The sequence below is a fragment of the Sphingomonas sp. genome, assembly GCF_965248875.1.
GTDB lineage: Bacteria > Pseudomonadota > Alphaproteobacteria > Sphingomonadales > Sphingomonadaceae > Sphingomonas.
Genome location: NZ_CBDFKR010000003.1, coordinates 262,729 through 287,614, shown reverse-complemented (window position 1 = coordinate 287,614; position 24,886 = coordinate 262,729). Strand labels below are relative to the sequence as shown.

Annotated in this window: 21 protein-coding genes; 12 read left to right on the top strand and 9 right to left on the bottom strand. The window is 67.5% G+C overall.

The features are described 5' to 3' along the window. Nucleotides 1-44 precede the first annotated feature (44 nt). The 4 genes from ACP2AD_RS01655 (at nt 45) to ACP2AD_RS01640 (ending at nt 3,388) form a co-directional block, all read left to right on the top strand. Nucleotides 45-896: a CDP-alcohol phosphatidyltransferase family protein gene (locus tag ACP2AD_RS01655; protein ID WP_425228337.1), complete on the top strand. Its 852-nt coding sequence runs from the start codon at nt 45-47 to the stop codon at nt 894-896. A 17-nt stretch (nt 897-913) separates the two neighbouring features. After that, nucleotides 914-2,008 (top strand): inositol-3-phosphate synthase, encoded by a 1,095-nt coding sequence (locus ACP2AD_RS01650; RefSeq protein ID WP_425228336.1) that lies wholly within the window; start codon nt 914-916, stop codon nt 2,006-2,008. Nucleotide 2,009: 1 nt separating this feature from the next. Further along, nucleotides 2,010-2,714 (top strand): NTP transferase domain-containing protein, encoded by a 705-nt coding sequence (locus ACP2AD_RS01645; protein ID WP_425228335.1) that lies wholly within the window; start codon nt 2,010-2,012, stop codon nt 2,712-2,714. A gap of 428 nt (nt 2,715-3,142) precedes the next feature. Next, a complete protein-coding gene (locus ACP2AD_RS01640; RefSeq protein ID WP_425228334.1) occupies nt 3,143-3,388 on the top strand; it encodes a hypothetical protein in 246 nt (81 codons plus the stop codon). Here the strand turns inward: ACP2AD_RS01640 and ACP2AD_RS01635 are convergent. Then, nucleotides 3,374-4,987, bottom strand: a complete 1,614-nt coding sequence (locus ACP2AD_RS01635) for an alkaline phosphatase D family protein (RefSeq protein WP_425228333.1) — start codon at nt 4,985-4,987, stop codon at nt 3,374-3,376. The genes ACP2AD_RS01640 and ACP2AD_RS01635 overlap by 15 nt on opposite strands. Before the next feature lie 86 nt (nt 4,988-5,073). Here ACP2AD_RS01635 and ACP2AD_RS01630 point away from each other — a divergent pair, with 86 nt between their 5' ends. Continuing rightward, nucleotides 5,074-7,026 carry a CocE/NonD family hydrolase gene (locus ACP2AD_RS01630; RefSeq protein WP_425228332.1) on the top strand — a complete coding sequence of 651 codons (1,953 nt, stop codon included), beginning with the start codon at nt 5,074-5,076 and terminating at the stop codon, nt 7,024-7,026. A gap of 154 nt (nt 7,027-7,180) precedes the next feature. On the opposite strand, the gene ACP2AD_RS01625 is transcribed toward ACP2AD_RS01630, so the two are convergent. From ACP2AD_RS01625 to rpiA, 6 genes are all read right to left on the bottom strand, one after another. Next, nucleotides 7,181-7,927 carry an HAD-IIB family hydrolase gene (locus tag ACP2AD_RS01625; protein ID WP_425228331.1) on the bottom strand — a complete coding sequence of 249 codons (747 nt, stop codon included), beginning with the start codon at nt 7,925-7,927 and terminating at the stop codon, nt 7,181-7,183. Continuing rightward, on the bottom strand, nt 7,924-8,739 hold the full coding sequence (locus ACP2AD_RS01620; RefSeq protein ID WP_425228330.1) for a Cof-type HAD-IIB family hydrolase: 816 nt from the start codon (nt 8,737-8,739) through the stop codon (nt 7,924-7,926). The genes ACP2AD_RS01625 and ACP2AD_RS01620 overlap by 4 nt, the downstream gene beginning before the upstream one ends. A 10-nt stretch (nt 8,740-8,749) precedes the next feature. After that, a complete protein-coding gene (gene gnd, locus ACP2AD_RS01615; protein ID WP_425228329.1) occupies nt 8,750-9,736 on the bottom strand; it encodes a phosphogluconate dehydrogenase (NAD(+)-dependent, decarboxylating) in 987 nt (328 codons plus the stop codon). 45 nt (nt 9,737-9,781) lie between these two features. Continuing rightward, nucleotides 9,782-10,906 carry a transaldolase gene (gene tal, locus ACP2AD_RS01610; RefSeq protein WP_425228328.1) on the bottom strand — a complete coding sequence of 375 codons (1,125 nt, stop codon included), beginning with the start codon at nt 10,904-10,906 and terminating at the stop codon, nt 9,782-9,784. A gap of 25 nt (nt 10,907-10,931) precedes the next feature. After that, nucleotides 10,932-13,019 (bottom strand): transketolase, encoded by a 2,088-nt coding sequence (gene tkt / locus ACP2AD_RS01605; RefSeq protein WP_425228327.1) that lies wholly within the window; start codon nt 13,017-13,019, stop codon nt 10,932-10,934. Nucleotides 13,020-13,085: 66 nt separating this feature from the next. Continuing rightward, nucleotides 13,086-13,766 (bottom strand): ribose-5-phosphate isomerase RpiA, encoded by a 681-nt coding sequence (rpiA, locus tag ACP2AD_RS01600; RefSeq protein WP_425228326.1) that lies wholly within the window; start codon nt 13,764-13,766, stop codon nt 13,086-13,088. Between the two features lie 121 nt (nt 13,767-13,887). Between rpiA and ACP2AD_RS01595 the strand changes: the two genes are divergently transcribed. Genes ACP2AD_RS01595 through ACP2AD_RS01565 form a run of 7 tightly spaced genes read left to right on the top strand, consistent with a single transcriptional unit; the run spans nt 13,888 to nt 22,765 of the window. Further along, the gene (locus tag ACP2AD_RS01595) at nt 13,888-15,108 is read left to right on the top strand and encodes an efflux RND transporter periplasmic adaptor subunit (protein WP_425228325.1); all 1,221 of its coding nucleotides are present in this window, start codon (nt 13,888-13,890) and stop codon (nt 15,106-15,108) included. Further along, nucleotides 15,105-18,380 (top strand): efflux RND transporter permease subunit, encoded by a 3,276-nt coding sequence (locus ACP2AD_RS01590; protein WP_425228324.1) that lies wholly within the window; start codon nt 15,105-15,107, stop codon nt 18,378-18,380. The genes ACP2AD_RS01595 and ACP2AD_RS01590 overlap by 4 nt, the downstream gene beginning before the upstream one ends. Continuing rightward, complete coding sequence (locus ACP2AD_RS01585) at nt 18,380-19,879, top strand: efflux transporter outer membrane subunit (protein ID WP_425228323.1); 1,500 nt, start codon at nt 18,380-18,382, stop codon at nt 19,877-19,879. Before ACP2AD_RS01590 ends, ACP2AD_RS01585 begins: the two co-directional genes overlap by 1 nt. A gap of 32 nt (nt 19,880-19,911) precedes the next feature. Then, a complete protein-coding gene (locus ACP2AD_RS01580) occupies nt 19,912-20,256 on the top strand; it encodes a poly(R)-hydroxyalkanoic acid synthase subunit PhaE (RefSeq protein ID WP_425228322.1) in 345 nt (114 codons plus the stop codon). Between the two features lie 19 nt (nt 20,257-20,275). Further along, entirely contained in the window at nt 20,276-21,364 is a 1,089-nt protein-coding gene (locus ACP2AD_RS01575; RefSeq protein ID WP_425228321.1) for an alpha/beta fold hydrolase, read from the top strand. Next, a complete protein-coding gene (locus ACP2AD_RS01570; protein ID WP_425228320.1) occupies nt 21,361-21,903 on the top strand; it encodes an N-acetyltransferase family protein in 543 nt (180 codons plus the stop codon). The genes ACP2AD_RS01575 and ACP2AD_RS01570 overlap by 4 nt, the downstream gene beginning before the upstream one ends. A gap of 55 nt (nt 21,904-21,958) precedes the next feature. After that, a complete protein-coding gene (locus ACP2AD_RS01565; protein WP_425228319.1) occupies nt 21,959-22,765 on the top strand; it encodes an esterase/lipase family protein in 807 nt (268 codons plus the stop codon). 142 nt (nt 22,766-22,907) lie between these two features. Here the strand turns inward: ACP2AD_RS01565 and ACP2AD_RS01560 are convergent, their stop codons facing one another. After that, nucleotides 22,908-23,357, bottom strand: coding sequence for a phasin family protein (locus ACP2AD_RS01560; RefSeq protein ID WP_425228318.1), 450 nt, complete (start codon nt 23,355-23,357; stop codon nt 22,908-22,910). Next, complete coding sequence (locus tag ACP2AD_RS01555; RefSeq protein ID WP_425228317.1) at nt 23,350-24,855, bottom strand: WS/DGAT/MGAT family O-acyltransferase; 1,506 nt, start codon at nt 24,853-24,855, stop codon at nt 23,350-23,352. Before ACP2AD_RS01555 ends, ACP2AD_RS01560 begins: the two co-directional genes overlap by 8 nt. Nucleotides 24,856-24,886: the final 31 nt, after the last annotated feature.

Genomic DNA, 24,886 nt, shown 5'->3' with positions numbered 1-24,886 from the left:
CCTGCCTTGCAAAATCGCAGGCTTCCGCGCATTGTGAAAGCCTGATGACAACGCCTCCACCGGATGGATCGCGCGATCGCCGGATCGAGGACCCATCGAACCGCTGGATAATTCACGCCGCCGCGCGCCGTCTGCTCCCCTTCGCGTTGCGGGCCGGGGTCAGCGCCAATGCCGTGTCGCTGACGGGAATGTTGCTCGGTACCGGTGCTGCGGTCGCCTATTCCAACTGGCAGAACCCGGTGCTGGCCCTGATCGGGCTGTTCTTCTCCGCCTGCTGGCTAATCGCCGACGGTTTGGATGGGATGATCGCACGTGCTACCGGGACGGCCGGTGCGCTGGGTCGTTTTCTGGACGGAATCTGCGACCATGGCGTTTTCGCCCTGATCTATATCGCGATCGCGACCTCGATCGGCACGGCCGGGGGCTGGGCGCTCGCGGTGACTGCGGGCGTTGCCCACGCCGTTCAGTCGAGCCTGTATGAAGGCGAGCGAACCCGTTTTCACCGCCGTGCCAAGGGCGACGCGGAGGTTACGGCGCCCAAGCTCGCCACCAACCCGCTGGTTCGGCTCTACGACACCGTCGCGGGCAGCATCGGCCGGATCGCCACCCCATTCGAGGAGGCGCTGGCGGCCAGCGCCGCGCCGCAGCAGATGGGCGCGGCCTATGCGCTCGCCGCGGTCGCGCCGATGCGGCTGATGGTCGCGCTGACCGCCAACGCCCGCGTCCTTACTGTCTTCCTCGCCTGCCTGTTTGGGATGCCTAGGCTCTTCTGGTGGGTCGAGATCGTGCCGCTTACCGTCATCACCATCGCCGGGCTCACCTGGCATCGCCGGGTGGAGCAGCGCTTCGCTGGGTGCACGGCGCCCGCCGCGGGCCGCCCCTCCTCTTACGCATAGATGAACAGGAACTTCGAATGACCAGCATCCGCGTCGCCGTGGTCGGGATCGGCAACTGCGCGAGCAGCCTCGTCCAGGGGCTGGAGCATTACCGCGAAGGCTCCAACGACAATGTCGGGCTGATGCACTGGGAGATGGGTGGGTACAAGCCGTCGGACATCAAGATCGTCGCGGCCTGGGACGTTGACCGCCGCAAGGTCGGGATCGACGTCGCCGAGGCGATCTTCGCCAAGCCGAACTGTACCGCGATCTTTGCCCCCAATGTGTCGGCGACTGGCACGGTGGTGAAGATGGGCAAGGTCCTCGACGGCGTCGCCGAGCATATGAGCGACTTCGCCGACGACCGCACCTTCGTGGTCGCCGACGCCGATCAGCCGACGCGGGAAGACATCGTCGCTGAGCTAAAGGCGTCGGGCGCCGAGGTGCTGATGAACTACCTCCCCGTCGGGAGCCAGGAGGCGACCGAGTTCTACGCCGAATGCGCGCTGGAAGCAGGGGTCGCGTTCGTGAACAACATCCCGGTGTTCATCGCCTCCAACCCGGTCTGGGCGAAGCGTTTCGAAGACGCGGGCGTCGCGATCATCGGCGACGACATCAAGGCGCAGCTGGGGGCGACCATCGTCCACCGCGTGCTGACCGACCTGTTCGCGAAACGCGGCGTCAAGCTGGAGCGCACATACCAGCTCAACACCGGCGGCAATACCGACTTCCTCAACATGTCCAACCATCGCCGGCTCGCGTCCAAGAAGGTCAGCAAGACCGAAGCGGTTCAGTCGGTTGCGGCCGAGCGACTGGCGGACGAGAACGTCCATATCGGCCCCTCCGATTACGTGCCGTGGCAGAACGACAACAAGGTCTGCTTCCTGCGCATGGAAGGTTCGATGTTCGGCGGCGTGCCGATGAACCTGGAGCTGCGGCTCTCGGTCGAGGACTCGCCCAACTCGGCAGGCGTCGCGATCGACATGATCCGCTGCGCCAAGATCGCGCGCGACCGTGGCCTCGCGGGCGTCGTCGACCCCGCCAGCGCCTATTTCTGCAAGCACCCGCGCCACCAGATGACCGACGACTTGGCGCAGATCGCGGTCGAAGAGTTCATCCACGAGGCCGCATGAGGTGATCGACACCGCCGTCTTGCTCGCCGCGGGCGAGGGTTCGCGGCTGCGCGACACAGCGGCGGTCAAGCCGCTGTGCCCGGTTGCGGGCCGGCCGCTGATCGATCATGCGCTCGCCGGCCTCGCGGCGGCCGGCATGCGCCGGGCGATCGTCGTGCTGGGTTATGAGCGGGCCGCGATCGAGGCGCATCTAGCCTCGCGCAACTGGCCGTTGCGGGTCGAGACGGTCACGAGCGATTACCTGCTGCCCAACGGCGTCTCGGCGCGGATGGCGGCTTCGGCGGTAGGCGGCGTACCGGCGTTGCTGGCGATGTGCGACCATCTGGTCGAGCCCGCGCTCTACCGGCGCGTCGCGACGGCGGGCGCGGGTGCTGGGGTGACGCTCGGCGTCGACCGCAGGCTGACCCATGACTGGATCGATCCCGACGACGTCACACGGGTGCGCACGGCGGGCGACCGGATCGTCACCCTCGGCAAGGTGCTGAAGGATTATGACGCGCTCGATACCGGCGTCTTCGCGGTCGGACCGGCGCTGTTCACGACGCTGGCGGCGTTGCCGGACCCGTCACTGAGCGAAGGCGTGCAGGCGCTGGCGGACGAAGGGCTGGCGGGCGTCGTGGACTGCACCGGGCTGGCCTGGCTCGATGTCGACGACGCCGCGGCGCTGGCCAAAGCGGAGGTGTGGCTGGGGCCCCGTGCGGCCTAGCTTGCCGCCATGCTTCCGAAAAATGCGTCCACCGCCGCCTGGTCGCCCTGATACAGGGTGATCGTTTTTTCCGGCCGCCCTCGAAGCCGAACACGATAGCCTCGTCCCAATCGAGGCTGCGCATGTCGGCTCCGGCATGGTTGCGCGTGACCAGGGTGACGCTTTCCCCGCTCGCCAGCCACAGCATGTCGGTAATGCGATAGCTGCCGCCGGTCAGCGCCATGAGGCTACCGAAATAACCCATCACCGCGTCGGGATCTTGATGGCGCCCGCTCAGTGCATTCGTGCCGGGCACATCGTAGACCACGTCTTGCTTACCGACGATTTCGTGCTGATCGCCGCGCAGGGCCGCCACCCGCCCGGAAGCTTTGCCGATCTCGACACGCTCGCCAGGGCGCCGTTCGTGCTCGTCGCGCCGGAAAACGGTGGTGACCTCAGCCGGCTCGTCGATCATCGGCTGGGGGCGCTGGGCCGCAGGCGCGCGGCTGGTTGCCCGGGTCGCGCCGATCGACGTTACAATCCACCCCGTGCCCGCGTTCGACGACCGGTTCGAGGTCGGCATGCTCTGGCGAGAGCGCAGCCACCGCGATCCGGCCAGCGCATGGCTGCGCGATCAGTTCCGCACGGCCGCGGCGGCGTTGGACGCACCGGCCGCCCGCTCAGACTCGCCGTAGCGCCACCGTCGGGTCCCGCGCCATGGTCTCCCACGTCGTCAAGGTCGTCTCCGTGAACGCCGGCGCTGTCACCGTCGATACCGCGCGGTATTCGGCCCGCGCGCGTTCATGCGTCAGCGTCAGTAGGATATAGCCCTTGGCGCGCTGATCGCACCACAGCACCTCCTCGTTCGCGTCAGCGAGCAGCTGCCCCACCGGCACCTCGGGCATGGCGTCGCCGAGCGAAGGGCTGGTGATCGCGGTGGTCGCGAATTCGGCCGCTACCGGCGTCCCGCCCGCATTCAACAGCCGGTTGGCCCAGTGCGCGTGGCTATCGCCAGACAGGACCACGGGCCGCGACCCCGCCCGGCGAAAGGTCGCGTACAGCCGCTCACGCGCCGCCGGATAGCCACCCCACGAATCGGGCTGGAACGGCAGGCCCGCAGCATAGCTCGCCTGCGCCGCCTCGACCTGTGCACGGTAGTTTTCGGGCACTTTGGCCGGATCGATCGCGACGCCGGCGATCTTCGCCATCACCACCTGGTTGCCGAGCAGCTGCCACGGTTCGCCCGCGCGGACCGATCGCGTCAGCTCGCCCTCCAGCCAGCGCCGCTGCCCCTCGCCCAGCATCTCGCGCGACGGATCGGCCAGACGCGCCAGTTCGGCTGCGAAGAAGGCGGGTTCACGATGGGTTTCCACTTCGGTCTGTTCGCTACGCGCGAGCAGGCGCGTCTCCACCATCGCCAGCGTCGCCAGATCGCCAAAGCGGAACGACCGGTTAATCGCCGCCCAGGGCTGGCCGGGTACCGGATCGCGGATCGGCATCCATTCAAAATAGGCCTGCATCGCCGCAGCCTTGCGCGCCGCCCAGCTGCCCTCGGTCGCGGGCTGATGGTTCTCCGCCCCGCCGGTCCAGCTGTCGTTGGCGCTTTCGTGATCGTCCCACACTGCGATCATCGCCGCACGAGCATGCAGCGCCTGCAGGTCGGGATCGCGCTTGTAGTGGGCATGCCGACGGCGGTAATCGGCCAGCGTCACGATCTCGTGCGGCGGATCGACGTGCCGGCCGATCCTGTTGCCGATCGTGCCGCCATAGCCCTCCTGCCCATATTCGTAGATATAGTCGCCGAGGTGGATCACGGCATCCAGCCGTTGCGCCTGCGCCATTGCCTTGTACGCGTTGAAGAAGCCGCCGGTGTAGAGCGAGCAGGTCGCGACGCCGAGCACCAGGTCCTCGGTCGGCCCTACCGGCAGGGTGCGGAACTGACCCTCAGGCGAACGCTGCCCACCCGCCTCGAACCAGTAGCGATAGGGACGGCCGGGCTGCAGCGTCTGGGGTACGACCTTGACCGTCCAGTCGCGGCTGCTCCGCGCCTCGGCATGACCGCTCGCCACCGTGCGCGTCGCATCGGCGACGTACCAGCGGACGGGTATAGCGGCCGTATGTGCGGGCATGGCCGTGACGCGGGTCCACAGCACCGCGCCATGGGCGCTCGGGTCACCGCTGGCGACACCGTGAACGAAGGTGATCTCGCCGGGCGGCGGCGCTGCGATCGCCTCGCCCGGCAGCGAGGCCGCTGCTCCCAGCACACCCAGAAACGATCGCCGATCCACCGTCATCGCCGCTCTCCAATCTTTTGTCGCGGCCCTTTACGCCGCACGCGCCATCCCGCAACAAGCACGCTCTGCCGGAGAAGGATGACGTCATGAAGGCATGGGCTTTGCTAAGCACCGCATTTATCGGACTGACGCTGGCGGGATCGCTCGCCTCCGCGCAGGTGCAGACCGCCTCTCCAACCCCGGCGCCCGGCCCGGCCACCGCTCCCAATTCTGAGCCGGCGGGCGATGTCCCCGCCACGTTCACCCCGCCGGTCGGCCAGCGCGACTATGACAAACGTGTGGTGATGGTGCCGATGCGCGACGGCACACGCCTCTACACGGTCATCGTCGTGCCCAAGGGCGCGCACAATGCGCCGATCATTCTAACCCGGACGCCCTATAATGCCCGCATGCGCGCGCAGCGCAGCGACGCGCGGTCGATGCTCGACACGCTGCCGCTGGCCGACGAGCCGTTCGTCCGCGCGGGCTATATCCGCGTCTATCAGGATGTACGCGGCAAATACGGGTCGGAGGGCGATTACGTCGTGACGCGGCCGGTGATCGGGCCGCTCAACCATACCAGCGTCGACCACGTTACCGACGCTTATGACACGATCGACTGGCTGGTGAACCACGCCAACTTGCCCGAGTCGAACGGGCGGGTCGGCATGATCGGCTCGTCCTATGAGGGCTTCACCGTCGTCATGGCGCTGCTTCACCCGCACCCGGCGCTGCGGGCGGCGGTGCCCGAGAGCCCGATGATCGATGGCTGGATGGGCGACGACTGGTTTCACTATGGCGCGTTCCGCCTCGCCAATATCGCCTGGCTGGGCGCGCAGACCGGCTACAAGGGTGAAGGGCGCGCGCCGTCGACCGGGGGCTGGGACGATTACGACAATTTCCGCGAGGTCGGCTCGGCCGGGACCTGGGCGGAGCGGTCGGGCTATGACCAGCTCCCCTATTGGCGCCGAATGTCGCAGCACGCCGCCTATGATGGCTTCTGGCAGGGGCAGGACCTTGTCCGCCTGCTCGCCGCCAATCCGTCGAACATCCCCACGTTGTGGGAACAGGGGCTGTGGGATCAGGAGGACATGTGGGGCGCAATCCATTCGTGGGAGGCGCTCAAGGCGCACGGCCACCTCGGCAACAACATGCTGGTGATGGGACCGTGGCGGCACAGCCAGATCAATCGGGAAGGCCGGAGCCTCGGCCCGTTCCAGTGGAATGGCGACACGGCCATGCAGTTCCGCGAGGAGATGGTGATGCCGCTGTTCCGTCAATATTTGGAGGACGGTCCGCCCGCTAACCTGCCCGCCGCCGCCATTTACAACACGGCCGAGAATCATTGGGACCGTTTCCAGCAATGGCCGCTCGCATGCGAGACCGGCTGCGCCGCGGGGCTGACGCCTTTGTATCTGCAGGCCGGTGGCGGCGCCGGGTTCGATCGGGCGGTCGCGGGTGGCGACAGCTATGTCGCCGATCCCGCAAAGCCGGTGCCGCATTTGCCGCGGCCGGTGAACTTCAACGACGGGCGCTGGGGCGACTGGCTGGTTCAGGATCAGCGCTTCGCCGACGGGCGGCCGGACGTGATGACCTATCAAACACCGGTACTGACCGCGCCGGTGCGGGTCTCCGGGCCGCCGATCGCGGACATCTGGGCCAAGACGACGGGCACCGACGCGGATTTCGTCGTCAAGGTGATCGACGTGTTCCCCGCGACCAACGTCGCCGACCCGAAGATGGGCGGCTATCAGCTGGCGGTCAGCCTCGACATCTTCCGCGGCCGCTACCGGCGCGACGCGGCTCACCCAACGCCTATCCCCGCCAATCAGGCACAGGAATACCGCTTCCGGCTGCCGGCGGTGAACCACGTCTTCCTGCCCGGCCACCGGATGATGGTGCAGGTCCAGTCGTCGCTGTTCCCGCTCTACGACCGCAACCCGCAAACCTATGTCCAGAACATCTTCTTCGCACGCCCGCAGGATTACCGGGCACAGACGGTAACGATCCTGCGCGGCGGCGCGACGGCAAGCTCGGTGTTGATGCCCGTGGTGCGCTGAGGCGCTCTACCCTCTCCCGCTCGCGGGAGAGGGACAGGCAGCGTAGCTGCCAGAGTGGGGTTCGGTGCGGGCCATCGGCCGCCTCGCACGCAACCCTTACCTGACCTTCCCTGCGGCTCGGCCACCCTCTCCCGCTCGCGGGAGAGGGTTCCGCCTACTTCATCACCGCCACGATGCCCGCGATCACCGACGCGGTCTCCTGCGGATCGCGGACCTTGACCGTATCGAGCCCCATCGTCTTCGCCGGGTAATCGTTGCCGCCCGGGAAGATCGCGTCGCCCATGAACAGGAAGGATTCCAGCGGGAAGCCAGAGGTTTCGCTCAGCTTGCGCAGGCCATAGGCCTTGTCGACGCCTTCGCGCGTGATGTCGATCGAGGTCGCCCCGCCCATGTTGATCGACAGGCTCGGCAGCCGCTTTTGCAGATCGGCCTGGATCACGCGGCGCTTGGCGAAGTCGGGATCCCAATGCTCCTTGGCGTCCAGCGGCGCCTGCTGGCCCAGCGCGGAGAAGGTGATCTGCGAACCGCGATCCTCGACCAGCTCGCCCCAGGTCTGCTCGGGTTTGAACCCCGTCGCTTCCAGAGATTCGTTGAACGCCGTCTTGATCTTGGCCTTGAGCGCGTCGTCGAACAGCTCGGCATAAACTGGCGCCCATTGCCCGTCCCGATAAGTGTAGAGCTTCGTGCCCGTGGTCGGCATCAGCCACAGCTTCGCGATGTCGGCACGCTCGGGCAGGCGCGAGGCGACCTGCTTCTGAAACTGCGGCCAGTCGCCGCCCGAGATCACTGCCACGTCGGCAACGCCCAGCAGATCGGCCAGCGCTTCCGCCATGAACGGCTCCAGCGCCTGCTTGCTGGCGGCGAGTGTGTTGTCGAGGTCGAAGGCGACGAGTTGCTTCACTTAATCTGCTCCAGCGCGGGTAAGAGGTACGTGTCGATGGCCTTGGCGACACCGTCGGCATCATTCGCGGTGGTGACATGCGCCGCCGCCGCCTGGACCGGCGCGGGCGCGTTGCCCATCGCGATCGCGAGCCCGGCGCGTCTCAACATGGGAAGGTCGTTGGCCTGATCGCCGATCGCGACCACTTGCGCCAGCGGCACGCCGGCCGCCGCGGCGAGCGCCTCGATGCCCGCTCCCTTGTTGGCGGCGAGCGCGGTGACGTCGAGATAGTAAGTCTGGGACTGTGCGACGGTCGCCTGGCCTGCGAACCCCGCATCGATAAGGGCGTGTAGGTCCTGCAGCACCTGCGGTTCGTCGCTGACGAAGGTGATCTTGTCGGCATTGTCGAGCAGCGCCGTGAAGTCGGTGGTGACGATCGGCGCCTGGTTCGAAGCGATACGCTCGTGCTCGACATGGACGCCCTTGTCGGTCGAGCTGTGCCACAGGTCGTCGGCGAACACCCAGATGTCGACCGGCGCGCCGCGGGCCGCATCCAGCGCGCCGCGTGCAACGGCGGGTTCGATGACGTGGTGCTCGTCCACCGTGCCGTCACGATGGAACAGGATGCCGCCGTTGAACGCCGCCATCGGCCCGTCGAGCCCCAGCGCGTCGGCGATCGGCATCATGCCAGACCGCGGCCGTGCCGAGATGATCGTGAAGCGGATACCGGCCGCGGTCAGCCGGCCGACGGCCGCGATTGTGGCGGGGGCAAGCCGCTTTTCATTGTCGACCAGCGTCCCGTCGACATCGGATACCAGCAATCGATAGCTCATCGCGTCACCATCACTGCGGCATCTCGACATGACCGCCGAACCCGAACCGCATCGCCGACAGCACCTGATCGCCGAAGGTATGCTCGACGCGGCTGCGGTAGCGGGCGAACAGCGCGGCGGAGAGGACATTCACGGGCACCGCCTCTTCCATCGCCGCCTCGATCGTCCAGTGCCCCTCGCCTGAATCGGCGACGCGGCCGGAGAACTGCGCCAGCATCATGTCCTTCGCCAGCGCCGCGGCGGTGAGGTCGAGCAGCCAGGACGAGATCACCGACCCGCGCCGCCAGACCTCGGCGATGTCGGTCAGGTTGAGGTCGAACCGCTCGTCCTCGGGCAGCTTGTCGGAGCTCTTGCTCTTCAGAATATCGAAGCCCTCGGCATAGGCCTGCATCAAGCCATATTCGATGCCGTTGTGGATCATCTTGACGAAATGACCTGCTCCCGCTGCACCGGCGTGGATGTAGCCCAGCTCGGCGCGCTCATCCTCACCTTCCTGAGCCATGCGGTTGGGGGTGCGCGCGATCGTACCCCGCCCCGGCGCCAGCGTCTTGAAGATCGGATCGAGCAGAGCGACCGCATCCTTGTCGCCGCCGATCATCATGCAATAACCGCGTTCCAATCCCCAAACGCCGCCCGAGGTGCCGACGTCGATGTAGCGGACGCCATGCTCGCGCAGCGCCTTGGCGCGACGGATGTCGTCTTTGTAGAACGTGTTGCCGCCGTCGATGATGACGTCGCCCGCCTGCGCATGGTCGGCGATCTGCTGGATCGTCTGCTCGGTCGGATCGCCCGCGGGCAGCATGACCCAGTATATTGCGGGCGTGTCCAGCTTGACGCGCAGGGCGTCGAGCGAGTCGGCGCCCTCGGCCCCGTCGGCGACGAGCGCCGCCACCGCGTCCGCGCCACGGTCGAAGCCTACGACCTGATGCCCGTCGCGCATCAGCCGCCGCCCGATATTCGCGCCCATCCGGCCAAGGCCGATGATGCCGATCTTCATATGCTTCGTCCCTTCAGACGTCGTTGGCTACAGGTCGCCGGCGGATCACGCCGTCACGGGCTGCTTCTTCGCGATCGCGCCGAGCAGGTCTTCGAACGCCTTGGCGAAGGAGGCGACGCCCTCTTCCACCAGCGTATCGGTGACGCCGGTCAGGTCGAGCCCGAGCCGTTCCGCCTCGGCCAGAACGTGCCTTGCGCCGGCGACATCCTGCGTCAGCGTCTCGGCGACCGTGCCTTTCTCGCGAAAGGCATCCATTGTCTTGGGCGGCATGGTGTTGACCGTGTCGTGGCCGATCAGCGTGTCGACGTATAGCGTTTCGGGATAAGCCGGGTCCTTCGTGCCGGTCGACGCCCAGAGCAGCCGCTGCGGGCGTGCACCCTTGGCGGCCAGCGCCTGCCAGCGCTCGGACGCGGTGAAGTCCTGAAACCACGCATAGGCCTGCTTCGCGTTGGCGATCGCGACCTTGCCGCGCAATGTCTTCAAGGCGTCGGCGTCCTTGTCGCCCGCCGCGACCCGCTCGTCGATCTTCTTGTCGATGGCACTGTCGATGCGGCTGACGAAGAAGCTGGCGACCGACGCCAGCCGGTCGATCGGCTGGCCCTGCCGCACCCGCTCCTCCAGCCCTGTCACATAGGCCTCGGCGATGCGTTGATAGGCGTCCTGCGCGAACAGCAGCGTGACGTTGACGTTGATCCCGGCCGCGATCGTGGCGCTGATCGCCGGGCCGCCCGCGAGCGTCCCGGGGATCTTGATCATCAGGTTGGGCTTGTCGACCGCGGCCCACAGCTTCTGCGCTTCCGCGATCGTGGCGTCGGTGTCGTCGGCGATGGTCGGCCGCACCTCGAGGCTGACATAGCCGTCGCGCGCGTCGAGCCGATCATAGACGGGGCGCAGCGTGTCGGCCGCAGCCTTGATGTCCTCGATCGCCTGTGCCTCGTAACGGTCGATGGTCGCCGCCCCGGCATGGGCGGCGTCATATTTGGCGAGGCTGGCGTCATAGGCGTCGCCATGCCCCATCGCCTTTTCGAAGATCGACGGGTTGGAGGTAACGCCGGTCAGTCCATCCTCGTCGACCAGCTTCTGCAGACCGCCCGCGGCCAGGAACTTGCGGTCGACGAAATCCAGCCAGACGGCCGTACCGGCGGCGCTGAGGTCACTTAGCTTCGACATGAGCCCATCTCCTGACGGCAGTCACTTAGGATTTTGCTTCGGCGATCAGCTGCTTGGCCTTGGCGACCACCTTGTCGACCGTGAACCCGAACTTGTCCTGCAGCTTCGCAATCGGCGCCGATGCGCCGAACGTCGACATGGTGATGGTGTCGCCGTGGCTGCCGACATACCGGTCCCAGCCGATCTCACCCGCCATCTCGATCGCGAGGCGCGGCTTGATTGCGGGCGGCAACACCGAATCGCGATACGCTTCATCCTGCAACTCGAAACGGTACCAGCTCGGTAGCGACACCACGCGGCTGGACACGCCCTCGGCCTTGAGCTGCTCGTGCGCCTGTACCGCCAGCGCCACCTCGCTGCCGGTCGCGATCAGGATCACTGCCGGCACATCGCTGTCGGCAAGCACATAGCCGCCCTTCAGTACCCCTTCGGCCGAGGCGTATCTTGTCCGGTCGAGCGTCGGCAGCGCCTGGCGCGACAGCACCAGCGCGGCGGGGCGATTGCCCTCCTGCATGATCCCGCGCCACGCCCAGGCTGCTTCGTTGGCGTCGCACGGGCGCAGCATGTCTAGCCCCGGCGTGGCGCGCAGGATCGCCAGCTGCTCGATCGGCTGGTGGGTCGGTCCGTCCTCGCCGACGCCGATCGAGTCGTGCGTGTAGATCCACGCTGTCGCCAGCTCCATGATTGCGGACAGCCGCACCGGCGGCCGCATGTAATCGAGGAAGACGAGGAAGGTGGAGCCGTAGGACCTGAGGTGCGACAGCGCCATGCCGTTCACCACCGCCCCCATGCCGTGCTCGCGGACGCCGAAATGGAAGTTCGAGCCGTCATAGCTGCCGGGCTCGAACGACGGCTTGCCCTTGATGTCGGTCTTGGTCGAGGGCGCGAGGTCGGCCGAGCCGCCGATCAGCCACGGCACCTTGGCGGCGATCGCGTTGAGCACCTTGCCCGCCGAGTCTCGCGTAGCGAGCCCCTTCTCGTCGGCCTCGAACGTTGGAATGTCGGCATCCCAGCCGTCGGGCAACCGGTCCTCCAGCAGCCGGTCTAGCTCGGTGGCGAGATCGGAATGCGCCAACCGGTAGCGGCCAAGGGTAGCCTCCCACGTCTCGCGCAACGGTCGACCGCGATCGGCCACCGCGGCGGAGAACGCCTCCTTGACTCCGTCCGGCACCAGGAACTGCGCGTCTTCGGGCCAGCCATAGGCCTTCTTGGTGCCGCGGACATCGTCGGCGGTCATCGCCTCACCATGTGCTTTCGACGTTCCAGCGATCGAGCTGCCATAGCCGATGATGGAGCGAACGACGATCAGCGTCGGACGGTCGCCGGTGCCCTTGAACGTGTCAATCGCGGCGGCGACCGCCTCGGTGTCGTTGGCGTCGTCGACGTGAATGACCTGCCAGCCATAGCCTTGGAAGCGCTTGCCGACATCCTCGTCGAAGGTGATGCTGGTCCCGCCCTCGATCGTGACGCTGTTCGAATCGTAGATCCAGCACAGGTTCGACAGCTTCAGGTGCCCGGCCAGGCTCGCCGCCTCGCTTGCCACGCCCTCCATCATGTCGCCGTCGCCGCACAGCACGTAGATGTCGTGGTCGAACAGCGTGAAGCCGTCCTGGTTGTAACGCGCCGCCAGCCACCGTTCGGCGATCGCCATGCCGACCGAATTGCCGCAGCCCTGGCCCAGCGGACCGGTCGTGGTCTCGACGCCGGTGGTGTGGCGGTATTCGGGATGACCCGGGGTCTTTGACGACAGCTGCCGAAACTGTTTGATGTCGTCTAGGCTGATGGCCGGCGCGCCCGTCTTGTTGCCCTCGGCATCGATCTCCTCGACGCCCGCCAGATACAGCAAGGCGTACAGCAGCATCGACGCATGACCCACCGACAGCACGAAGCGATCGCGGTTCGGCCAGTCGGGCCTTGCGGGATCGGTGCGCAGGAACCGCGTCCACAGCGTGTGCCCGACGGGCGCCAGCGCCATCGGCGTTCCGATATGGCCCGACTTCGCCTTCACCACCGCGTCCATCGCCAGCGTGCGGATGGTGTCGATCTGAAGACGCTGGGAGCTGCCGTCCTCATGCAGCGCCGGATCGGCGGTAGCGGTATCAGCGTCAGTCATCGGAACCCCTATCCGGCTCGGTCGAGCCCGCCTCCCCAACGAAGCTGCGGCCGTTCGGATGCGCCCCTACCCGCTCGCGTCGCCACGTTCCAGCCTCGTTACGACGCCGTTCGCCGCGATGTAGGCCGCATCCACCTCGTCGAGGAACAGGCCGTGTCCCACCACCGCCGGGATCGCCTGCAGCATCACGGCAAGCGCCTGCGGGTCGGCGCCGCGCCAGCCGGTACAATCGGCGACGAGATTGCCGTTGTCGGTCCGGTAATCGCCCCCATCCCGCCGCTCGACGCTGTCGAACAACGCGCCCAGGCGTGCGAGGACCGATGCTCGGGCGAAGGGCAGCACCTCGACCGGCAGTTTTGCCGACCCGATGCGCTCGACCCGCTTCGATCCGTCGGCGATGACAATCATCCGCGCCGACGCCGCCGCCACCGCCTTTTCGCGGAGCATCGCCCCGCCCGCGCCCTTCACCGCGAGCAGGTGCCGGTCGATTTCGTCGGCGCCGTCGATGGTCAGATCCACCGCCGCCACGCTGGCAAAGTCGAGCACCTCGATCCCTAGCCCGCGCGCCTGCTCCGCGCTGGCCAGCGACGTGGCGACCGCGCGGATGCGCAGCCCCTCCGCCGCCCGCCGCCCAATCGCAGTGATGGCGTGCGCGGCGGTCGAGCCGGTGCCCAGCCCGACCAGCATCCCGTCCCGCACCTCTTCGACCGCGGCCTCAGCCGCCAATCTTTTATCATCATCGCTCATGAGCGGGAGCGATTAGCAGGTCACGCATGTTGTCGCAGCCGAACAATTCATGTCTGCAGCTATGGCAACATCGCTGACCTTCAGGCATGGGCGCCTTCCTTCGCAGGTGACGAGGTTAGTGTTGACGGCATCGCGCGCGAGATGGGCGGTCGGACTGGCGGCGTTGTCGCTGGCGGGATGCGGCGGCAAGGCGGCCGATGGCGGCGGTAGCGCCGGGGGCGGTCGTGGCGGGCGCGGCGGCGGCGGCCCCGCCGAGGTCGGCTTTGTCGTCGTGCAGCAAACCAGCGCGCCCGTGACGGCCGAGCTGTCGGGCCGCACCGCCGCCTATGAGGCGTCCGACGTGCGGCCGCAGGTGTCGGGTATCATCCGCCGCCGCTTTTTCCAGGAGGGCGCGCTGGTCCGGCGCGGGCAGCCGCTCTACGAGATCGATCCGTCGCTGTATCGCGCAGCGGCGGCGCAGGCGTCGGCAAACCTTCAGTCGGCGCAGGCCAGCGCGGCCGCGAGCCAGACCCAGGCGGATCGCTATGCGCCGCTGGCACGCATCCAGGCGGTGTCGCAGCAGGAATATACTAACGCCGTCGGCCAGGCACGGGTCGGCCGCGCGTCGGTGGCGCAGAATCGCGCCGCGCTGGAGACGGCGCGGATCAACCTGCGTTTCACGACCGTTCCGGCGCCGATCAGCGGCCGCATCGGCCGGTCGCTGTTCACCGTCGGCGCCCTGGTCAACGCCGCACAAGCCGACCCGCTGGCCCAGATCCAGCGGCTCGACCCGATCTTTGTCGACATTCAGCAGAGCGCGTCCGACATGCTGGCGCTGCGCCGCAGCCTGACGTCAGGCGGCGTTACGCCGGGCAGCGCAGAGGTGCACATCACGCTTGAGGACGGCAGCACCTATCCGGCGGCCGGCCACATCGAGTTCGCCGAGGCGCTGGTCAGCGTCACGACCGGTACGGTGACGCTGCGAGCCCGTTTCCCCAACCCGCAGGGACTGCTCCTCCCCGGCATGTTCGTCCGCGCCAGCTTCACCGCGGCGGTCGATCGCACGGCCTTTCTGGTGCCGCAGCAGGGCGTGAACCACGATCCGCAGGGACACGCGACGGTGTTTCTGGTCGGCCCGAACAACAAGGCCGTGCAGCGTGTCGTCACCGCCGACCGGACGCTGGGGGCGAACTGGGTCGTCACCGACGGCCTCCGCCCGGGCGATCGCGTCATCACCCAGGGCACCGCCAAGCTGAAGCCCAACGCCCCGATCAGGCCGGTGCCGGCGGCGGCGGCGCAGCAGGTCGCGCCGCCGCGACAGGGCGAAGGCAGGGGCGACGCCGGGGCGCAGGCCGGCCGGTGATCTCCCGCATTTTCATCGACCGCCCGATCTTCGCCTGGGTGATCGCGATCATCATCATGCTGGCTGGGGTCGGCGCGATCACCGCCCTGCCGATCGCGCAATATCCCGACGTTGCGCCGCCCCAGGTCTCGGTACGCGCGACCTATCCTGGCGCATCCGCGGAAACAGTCCAGAACTCGGTCACCCAGATTATCGAACAATCGCTGACCGGGATCGACGGCCTCCTCTATTTCAGCTCGGCCAGCACCTCGCGCGGCACCGTCACCATTACCGCCACGTTTCGCAAGGGCACCAACCCCGACATCGCGCAGGTGCAAGTCCAAAATCAGGTCTCGCAGGCGCTCTCCCGCCTGCCGCAGACGGTGCAGCAGCAGGGCGTGGTGGTCCGCAAATCCAATCCGGACAATCTGCTGATCGTCGGTGTCTATGACGAGACCGACACGCGGACCAATCAGGACGTGTCGGACTGGCTGATTTCCAACCTGCAGGATCCGCTCGGCCGCGTTGCGGGCGTGGGCGACACCAACGTCTTCGGCGCGCAATATGCCATGCGCGTGTGGCTCGATCCGGCGAAGCTCGCTTCCTATCAGCTGATGCCCGGCGATGTGGTCGCCGCCATCACCGCGCAGAACACCGAGGTCGCGGCGGGCGAGATTGGCGGCCTCCCCGCCCCGCCCGGCCAGTATCTCAACGCGACCGTCACCGCCCAGTCGCGCCTGCAGCGGCCCGAGCAGTTCGCGAACATCCTGCTCAAGACCGAGCCGGACGGTGCCGGCGTCCGCATCGGCGACGTCGGGCATGTCGAACTTGGCGCCGAAAACTACAATGCGCGCAGCCGCGTGAACGGCCATCCCGGGGCGGGCATCGCCGTCCTGCTCGCGCCTGGAGCCGACGCGCTGCAGACTGCCGAGCTGGTCAAGGCGGAGATCGCCTCGCGGGCAAGAAGCGCACCCGCCGGGTTCGTCTTCGCCTATGCGCAGGACTCGACCGACTTCATCAAACTGTCGATCCACGAGGTGGTAAAGACGCTGATCGAGGCGATCATCCTCGTCGTCATCGTCATGTTCGTGTTCCTGCAGAGCTGGCGCGCGACGCTGATCCCGACCATCGCCGTCCCGGTCGTGCTGCTCGGCACCTTTGCGGTATTCTATCTGGCGGGCTTCTCGATCAACACGTTGACCCTGTTCGGGCTGGTGCTGGCAATCGGGCTGCTTGTCGACGACGCCATCGTCGTGGTCGAAAATGTCGAACGGCTGATGGAGGAGGACCCGGACCTGACCCCGCACGATGCGACGGTCAAGTCGATGGACGAGATCACCGTCGCGCTGATCGCCATCGCGCTGGTGCTGTCGGCGGTGTTCCTGCCGATGGCGTTCTTCGGCGGCTCGACGGGCGTCATCTACCGTCAGTTCTCGGTCACCATCGTCGCCGCGATGATCCTGTCGGTCGCCGTGGCGCTGATCCTGACCCCGGCGCTGACCGCCAATTTGCTCAAGCAAAAGCACACGAAGGCGGTGGGCGAACCGGAAGACGGCTGGCTCGAACGGCGCGCACCGCGCGTCGGTCATGCGCTGGCGCGGGCGCGCGACGGGTTCAACCGCGGATTCGAGCGCACCACCGACCGCTATATCGGCGCAGTCCAGCGGGTGATCGACAGCAAATGGCTGTTCTTCCTGATCTATGTCGGCGTCGTGGCACTTCTGGCGGTCCTGTTCCTGCGGCTGTCGACCGGCTTTCTGCCGACCGAGGATCAAGGGGCAGCGTCCGTTCAGTTCCAGCTTCCCGCCGGCGCGACCCAGACCCGGACGCTGGAGGTTCAGCGGCAGGTCGAGGAGTATTTCCGCCATTATGAAGGCGCCAACGTCTCGACCATGTTCACCGTCGCCGGCGGCGGAGGCGGCGGCGGCGCATCGGGACAGAATACCGGCCAGGGCTTCATCGCGCTGACCGACTGGGCGAACCGCAAGGGTAAGAAGAACGGCGCGGATGCGATCGTCGCGCGCGCCTCCGCCGCCTTCCGCCACGTCCGTGACGCGCAGGTGTTCGCGCTCGTTCCGCCCGCGATACGCGGGCTCGGCCAATCGAACGGCTTCACCATCGAGCTGCAGAACACGGGCAACCTGTCGCGCGAGGCGTTTGCGGCGGCCAAGGACAGGCTGTTGGCGGCGGCGAGCGGGGACCCGGCCCTGACCGCCGTCCGCGTCAGTGAACTGCCCGACCAGGCGACGCTGCGGGTCGACGCCGACCCCGAACGCCTCGCCGCGCTCGGGCTGGCGCAGGCAGATGTCAACGCGACGCTGTCGACGGCGTGGGGCGGCCGCTATGTCAACGACTTCGTCGACCGCGGGCGCGTCAAGCGGGTTTATGTTCAGGGTGACGCGCCGTATCGCGCGCAGCCGTCCGATATCGGCCAATGGTTCGTGCGCGGCAGCAGCGGCCAGATGGCGCCCTTTTCGGCCTTCGCCACGACCGGCTGGAGCCAGGCGCCGTTTCAACTTTCGCGGTACAACGGCATTCCGTCTTACGAGTTTCAGGGTTCTGCCGCCGAAGGCAAGAGTTCGGGCGACGCCCTGGTGCGGATGGAGCAGCTCGCGGCCGACATCCCGGGCACCAGCGTCGCCCTGTCCGGACTCAGCTATCAGGAGCGGCTGTCGTCGGGGCAGGCGCCGCTGCTGTATGGCCTTTCGCTGCTGGTCGTATTCCTGTGCCTGGCGGCGCTGTACGAAAGCTGGTCGATCCCGGTCGCGGTGCTGCTGATCGTGCCGCTTGGGCTGGTCGGCGCGATCATCGCGGTGACGCTGCGTGGGCTGATCAACGACGTCTACCTGCAGATCGGGTTGCTGACGACGATGGGTCTAGCGTCAAAGAACGCCATCCTGATGATCGAGTTCGCCGAACAGGCTGAACGCAAGGGTGCTCGCGTGATCGATGCCGCGCTAGCGGCGGCGAAGATCAGGCTGCGACCGATTCTGATGACCAGCTTCGCCTTCATCTTCGGTGTGCTGCCGCTGGCCATTTCGACCGGCGCGGGCGCGAACGCGCGCATCGCGATCGGCACGGCGGTGATCGGCGGCATGCTGACCGCGACGCTCCTGGCAGTGTTCTACATTCCCTTCTTCTTCGTGCTGATCCGGCGCGGCGTGCGCGACGGCGTCGCCAAGCTGCGCGGCCGCCCAACTGGGCATCCGAGCACCCACGGCAAAGACGGCGGCGAGGAGAGGCTGGCGCTGCCCGCGCCGCCGGATCGACCGCTATTGCCGGGGACGGCGTGATGCGCGGCCTTCTCGTCGTCGTCGCGGCGCTGCTGACCGGCTGCAGCCTGGCGCCCCGTTACGACCGGCCCGCGCTCCCGGTGCCGCCATCCTGGCCGGTCGGCGATGCCTATCTGCGCCAGTCGGAGGCGGCACTGCCCAGCGTCAGCTATGCGCAGGTCTTCACCGACCCGCGCCTGCAACAGGTGATCGCACAGGCCCTGGCCAACAATCGCGACCTGCGCGTGGCAGCCGCCAATATCGACGCGGCGCGGGCGCGTTATCGCCTTCAGCGCGCCGATCTGCTCCCGGCGGTGGATGCCGACGCCCGGTACAGTCGCTCCTACAGCGGCGGATCGACGGGAGCGGCGTCGGGTGCCGGCACGGGCACGACCACAGGCACCACGACCGGCACCGGCACCAACACGGCCGCGTCGGCGGGCAGTGCGGGCGCCCGCAGCAGTTTCTCGACGCAGGTCGGCGTCACCGCCTTTGAGATCGACCTGTTCGGCCGCGTCCGCTCGCTCACCGGCGCGGCGCTCGACCGTTATTTCGAAACGGAAGCCGCCGCGCGCGCGACGCGACTGACGCTGGTCGGCGATGTGGCCGATGCCTGGCTGCAGCTTGCGGCCGACCGCACGCTGCTGAAGCTGGCGGAGGACACCGCCGCCGCATCCGGGCAAAGCGTTCGCCTCACGCGCGCCCGGCTGGAAGGCGGGATCAGTTCGCGCGTCGACCTGGCGCAGGCAGAGCAGATCCTAGAAACGGCGCAGGCCGATGTTGCGCAGCAAACGACTGCGGCCGCGCAGGATGCCAATGCGCTGCAGCTGCTCGTCGGCACCCCGGTCGCGGGCACGCTGCTGCCGGCGGGGATCGACGACGCGGCTGGCGGCGTGGCGGCGCTGCCGGCCGGCGTCGACAGCACGGTGCTGTTGCGGCGTCCCGATGTGGTACAGGCGGAGTATGAGCTGCGCGCGACGAACGGCGATATCGGTGCCGCGCGAGCGGCACTGTTCCCCCGGCTGTCGCTGACGGGGCTGCTCGGCTTCGCGTCGAACGCCCTGTCGTCGCTCTTCACCGGCGGCGCGTTCAACTATTCGGTCAGTCCGACCGCCAGCTACTCAATCTTCGCGGGTGGCGCGGCGCGCGCCGACGTCGCGCTCGCCCGGGCGCAGCAGCGGGCGGCGCTGGCGAGCTATGAGCGATCGATCCAGGCGGCCTTTCGCGACACGGCGGACGCGCTGGCGCGTCAGGGCACGATCCAGGCGCAGCTCGACGCCAACCGCCGCTTTGCCGCCGCCGCGGCCGACACGCTCCGGCTGACCGACGCGCGCTATCAGGGCGGCATCGACACCTTCCTGTCCAGCCTCGATGCGCAACGGTCGCTGTACAGCGCACAGCGCCTGCTGGTTGCAACGGCGCAGACCCAGGCCAGCAATCGGGTCGCGCTGTACCGCGCGCTCGGCGGCGACGCGACGCTGGACGCCGCGCCCGGCAGCACAACCGCGTCACACCCTTGACGGCGCCGGGCGCTGCGCCGATGCTGCGCAGCATGGCCACGGACCCCGGCGCCTTCTTCCGCACCATGCTCGGCGAATGGGAGAAGCTTGCCAACGGCGTCGGCGGGGAGATGCTCAAGACCGATGGCTGGTCACAGGCGATGAATGCGGGGCAGAACGCGCACATCGAGACACAGGCGGCGATGAAGGCGATGAGCGAACGAGCGCTCGCCGCCGCAAACCTGCCCAGCCGCAGCGAGTTCGCCGACCTCTCGGCGCGGATCGGCCGGATCGAGGCGGCGCTGGAGCGGATCGAGGGGCATCTGACCGGCACACCCGTACCGACGTCTGGGCGGCCGAAACCGACCCGCGGGCGAACGCCGCCGGCCGCCGTCTGATGAGCCTTTTGCCGCGCTGATGGCCACCGCGGCTCCCGACCTTTTCGCTCCCGAGCTGTTCACCGCCGCAGCCAGCGAGTTCGAGCGCGCACTGACGCGCAACATCAAGGGGCTCGAATATTTCACCACCGCCGGCCCGCAGCTCGGCGCGACACCCAAAGACGTGCTCCTCGAACGCGGCACGATGCGGTTATACCATTACCGGCCGCTGGTCGATGACGTCTATCGGGTGCCGATCCTGCTGGTCATGGCGACCACCAACCGCGGTTACATCTTCGACATGGTGCCGGGACAGAGCCTGGTCGAGTATCTCGGCCGCGCCGGCTTCGACGTGTTCATGCTCGACTGGGAGGCGCCCCGCGCCGACGAGAAGTCGCTGACGCTCGACAGCTATGTGCTCGACTTCCTGCCCGCTGCGGTAGAGCGGGTGAAGCGCGAGACCGGCGAGACCGATGTGTCGCTGATCGGCTATTGCTTCGGGGGCGTGCTGTCGCTGCTGTGGGCGGCGCTGGAAGGCAAGGCCGCAGGGCTGAAGAACCTGGTCACGTTCACCACCCCGGTCGATTTCAGCGCGATGGAGATGTTTCAGGCCTGGTCGGACAGGCGGTTCTTTGACGTCGACCGGCTGGTCGATACGCTCGGCAACTGTCCCGGCGACTATCTCTACAGCGCCTTCGACATGCTCCGCCCCGGCGCGCGGATGGCGGGGCAAGTGCGGCTCATCGACCAGCTGCACGACGACGAATTCGTAAAGAGTTTCCGCATGTTCGATCGCTGGGCCAGCGACGTCCTGCCGCTCGCGGGCGAATATTTCCGCGAGACGACCAAGGCGCTGATGTGGGACAACCGCCTGCTCGCCGGGACGATGGAGGTCGGCGGCCGAGCGGTGGACCTGAGCGCGATCAAGGTGCCGTTCCTTCACGTCGCAGCGCTCCACGATCACATCGTCCCGACCGCCGCCTCGGCGCCGCTGATCGGGTTGGTGGGCGCCGCCGACAAGGAAGAGGTGGTGCTCAAGGGCGGGCACGTCAGCTTGGTCGCAGGGGGCAACGCGGTGCGGCGGCTGTGGCCCAAGCTGGTCGACTGGCTGGGCCAACGATCGCTGTGAGTCACACGATCCGCCGCTTCGAGCCCGCCGATCGTGAGCGGGTCGCCGCCTTTGTGGCGACGCTGGACGAGCACGACCTGCTCTTCCTCGGCCGCGACCTGCGCCACCCGCGCGTCATCGAAGCATGGCTCGACGCGATCGGCGAAGGCTGGATCGACAGCCTCATCGCGGAGGATCTGGACGGCGACGGCAAGCCGGTTGTGGGCACCGCAGCGCTGGTGCGCGATCCGCTCGGCTGGAGCGCGCACGTTGGCGAGGTGCGGCTGCTGGTCAGCCCCGAGCGACGCGGCGCGGGCGTAGGGCGCGACCTGCTGGAGGCGGTGTTCGCGATTGCGCACGGCCGTGGCCTCGCCAAGCTGACCGCCCGCATGACGCCCGACCAGAATGGCAGCGTGGCGCTGTTTGAAAGCCTGGGCTTTCGTGCCGAAGCCCTGCTCCGCGACCAGGTGCGCGGGCGTGACGGCACCGCGCACGACCTGGCCATTTTGGCGCACGATCCCGCGCGTGTCGCCGCACAGCATCGTGCATTCGGTATCTAGATGAAACCTAAAACCCTTCAAAGGGTTAGTACGTGACCGCAAGGAGAGTTACCTCATGGCGACCGCCGCCTTAGACCTGAAACAACCGCATGAGATCAAGGCGCCGTCCGCGCTGCTGGCGTTGACCGAGCTGCCGCGTGCGTTGATGGAATGGGGGTCGCTTGCCTGGTCGGCGGGCGCGTTGCTGACGACTGCGCCGCGTGGCGACGGGCACCCCGTTCTGGTCCTGCCCGGGTTCATGACCAGTGATACCTCCACGCGGGTGCTGCGGCGGTTCCTGCGGACGCTGGGCTATGATGCGCATACCTGGAACCTGGGCCGTAACTTGGGGCCGCGCGCGATCGGCGAGTCCGGCGAAAAGCTGGTTGAGCGGCTGCGCGAGGTGCATGCGCTGACCGGGCAGAAGGTATCGATCGTCGGCTGGAGCCTCGGCGGCATCATGGCGCGTCTGCTCGCTCGCCGCGCGCCCGATGCGGTGCGGCAGGTGATCACGCTGGGGTCGCCCTTCGCCGGCAGCCCCAAGGCCTCAAACGTGTGGCGGCTGTACGAAGTGATGAGCGGCAAGCGGATCGACGACAAGCATACGCAGGGTATGATGGCCGAGATCTCGGCGCGGCCGTCGGTGCCGTGCACCGCGATCTTCTCCAAGGCGGACGGGGTGGTCGCATGGCAGAGCTGTCGCGAGGTCGAGTGCGACTTGGCCGAAAATATCGAAGTCCGCGGCTCGCATTGCGGGCTGGGGGTCAATCCGTCGGTCTTGTACGCCGTTGCCGATCGGCTGGCGCGCAAGCCCGGCGAGCAGCGGCGTTTCGATCGCTCCGGCTGGCGGGCGATGGTATACCCGGCAACCGCACACGCCTAAACCAGCCCCGGTTGGCGGCCACACGGCAACCGGCCGGATGTGCACGCCGTCGACTGCCCGACGTCAGGTTCGCCGCCGGTCCAGCTTGGCCCGACAGGGTAGTCGCCGGGCGCGACGGTGGGCGCCGCGCCCGGATAGCGGGCTATTCCCCCCCGGTCCGCTGACTTCCGCCTTCGCCTCCGGCGTCGCCGCGCATCGCGCCGACGGCGTTGCGGCCGAAGTTAACGATCATCTCACCGATCTCGCGCGCCTGTGACATCGAGCGCTGACCCTGCTCGCGCAGATAGTCGCCCTGGACTCGCATAACCTCCGATAGATCCCTGGCCTGTGCCGCCTTGCGCATCGCGGCGAACGCCTCGTGCGTGTTCTGCTCGGCCTGATCGATCATCTTGACGCCGATCTGCTGATTATTCTCGGCGATCTGCTGGCCGCCCTGCCGCATTGCCTCGCCGGCGCGCTTGGCCGGCTCGACGACGCGGTCGTTGAAGGTCTGCTGCGCCTGTTCGGTCGCATTGCGCATCCGGTCCGCGGCGCTCTTGGCGAAGTTCGCGGCCTGGTCGGCGGCGCTCTGGGTGCCCGTGTCGTCAGCCATTGCTCTTCCTCCTGCTGCCTGCATTGCCTGATTTGGCTGCGGGCCTGTTGTCGTTGGTCTCAACCGGCGGCGCGGCGGCGCGTTCCGTCACCGCTGCCTTCAGCGCTTCGAACGATTGGCGCAGCGCTTCGGCATAGGCGGCTGGGTCCGGCATCGCATCACGATCGGAGGTGAAGGAGATCGCGATGGTCGGACCATAACTGTAGATCGTGTTTATCAGCCCCATGCCGTCGAAAATCGGCCCCGTACCGTACATGCCGACCATGCGCGCGCCTGCGAAGAAGAGCGGCACGCGGCTGCCCGGCACGTTGGTCACGACACAGTTGAACACGGGCGCATGCGCGTTCGCCGCGCCGACGCGGGTGTAAAGCCGCGCAGCCAGCCCCGCGAGCGCGCTCGGCATCAACTGCGAATAGTCAGCCAGCGTCCGCGCGCCAACCGCACCGGTCATCGCTTTTGAATTGACGGCCTCGTCATGGACGAAGCGCAGCCGCTCCAGCGGATCCTCGACCTGCGTGCCAAGCCCGACGACCATCGCCGAGACCAGATTGCCCAACGCCGCCTTCTCGCCCTCGCCGCGGACGGAGATCGGCGCCATCGCGGTCAGCGTCTCCTTGGGCAGCTGGTCCTTGCCGTTGAGGTACTGTCGCAAGCCGCCGCCGACGATCGCGAGAATGACGTCGTTGACAGTGGCGCCGTCGACCGCCTCCTTGATCGCACGGATGTCGGTGAGCGCAAACGGCACTGCATCCCACACGCGATGCGCCGAGACTTTGCCGTTGAAGGGTGTCTTCGGTGCAGGCCGCGCGTTGCGGATCGACACGTCGCCGCTACGCACCTGGCTGGCCAGCCGGCCCATGCCGGGCAAAGAACGGCCGATAGTCTCCATGATCCGCATCGGCTGGATCAGGTTGTTGACGTAAGATCGCGCGAGAAGGTCAGCGACCTTGGGCATGTCCTCCGCTTTCCAGCCGTCGATCTTCTCCGGCGTCGTCATCGACGCATCGAGATCATGAACAGCTGCCGACATCTCGACGCCGGACATGCCGTCGATCGCGGCATGATGAACCTTCGACAGCAGCGCGAAACAGCCGGGCGGCAGGCCATCGATATTGTCAAGGCCTTCGATGATTGTGAACTCCCAGAGCGGTTTGGTCAGGTCCATCGGACGCGAATGCAGCCGCGCGACCTGAATGCAGAGCTGACGCCAGTCACCGGGCTTGGGCAGCGCGATGTGGCGGACGTGGTATTCGATGTCGAACTCGGGATCCTCGATCCAGTAAGGATGGTCGAGGTCGAAGGGCACACGCACCAGCCTTTGGCGGAACGACCGCGCGCCGCCCAGCCGCTCACCCACGAAGCGCAGGATGTCCTTGAACCGGACGAACCCGCCCGGCGCGGTGGAGGGATCGTAGATGCCGACCGACCCGATATGCATGGGGGTGTGCGGCGTCTCCAGATAGACGAAGGACGCGTCCTGCGCGGACAGCTGCTGCATGGCTCTCTCCTCAAGCGGACGCCTCTGACGG

Coding starts and splice junctions, on each gene's coding strand:
- ACP2AD_RS01555 (WP_425228317.1), bottom strand. CDS start 24,855: ATGCAGCAGCTGTCCGCGCAGGACGCGTCCTTCGTCTATCTGGAGACG.
- ACP2AD_RS01630 (WP_425228332.1), top strand. CDS start 5,074: ATGAAGGCATGGGCTTTGCTAAGCACCGCATTTATCGGACTGACGCTG.
- ACP2AD_RS01560 (WP_425228318.1), bottom strand. CDS start 23,357: ATGGCTGACGACACGGGCACCCAGAGCGCCGCCGACCAGGCCGCGAAC.
- rpiA (WP_425228326.1), bottom strand. CDS start 13,766: ATGAGCGATGATGATAAAAGATTGGCGGCTGAGGCCGCGGTCGAAGAG.
- ACP2AD_RS01580 (WP_425228322.1), top strand. CDS start 19,912: ATGGCCACGGACCCCGGCGCCTTCTTCCGCACCATGCTCGGCGAATGG.
- ACP2AD_RS01655 (WP_425228337.1), top strand. CDS start 45: ATGACAACGCCTCCACCGGATGGATCGCGCGATCGCCGGATCGAGGAC.
- tkt (WP_425228327.1), bottom strand. CDS start 13,019: ATGACTGACGCTGATACCGCTACCGCCGATCCGGCGCTGCATGAGGAC.
- ACP2AD_RS01650 (WP_425228336.1), top strand. CDS start 914: ATGACCAGCATCCGCGTCGCCGTGGTCGGGATCGGCAACTGCGCGAGC.
- ACP2AD_RS01620 (WP_425228330.1), bottom strand. CDS start 8,739: ATGAGCTATCGATTGCTGGTATCCGATGTCGACGGGACGCTGGTCGAC.
- tal (WP_425228328.1), bottom strand. CDS start 10,906: ATGTCGAAGCTAAGTGACCTCAGCGCCGCCGGTACGGCCGTCTGGCTG.
- ACP2AD_RS01635 (WP_425228333.1), bottom strand. CDS start 4,987: ATGACGGTGGATCGGCGATCGTTTCTGGGTGTGCTGGGAGCAGCGGCC.
- ACP2AD_RS01575 (WP_425228321.1), top strand. CDS start 20,276: ATGGCCACCGCGGCTCCCGACCTTTTCGCTCCCGAGCTGTTCACCGCC.
- ACP2AD_RS01565 (WP_425228319.1), top strand. CDS start 21,959: ATGGCGACCGCCGCCTTAGACCTGAAACAACCGCATGAGATCAAGGCG.
- ACP2AD_RS01585 (WP_425228323.1), top strand. CDS start 18,380: ATGCGCGGCCTTCTCGTCGTCGTCGCGGCGCTGCTGACCGGCTGCAGC.
- gnd (WP_425228329.1), bottom strand. CDS start 9,736: ATGAAGATCGGCATCATCGGCCTTGGCCGGATGGGCGCGAATATCGGG.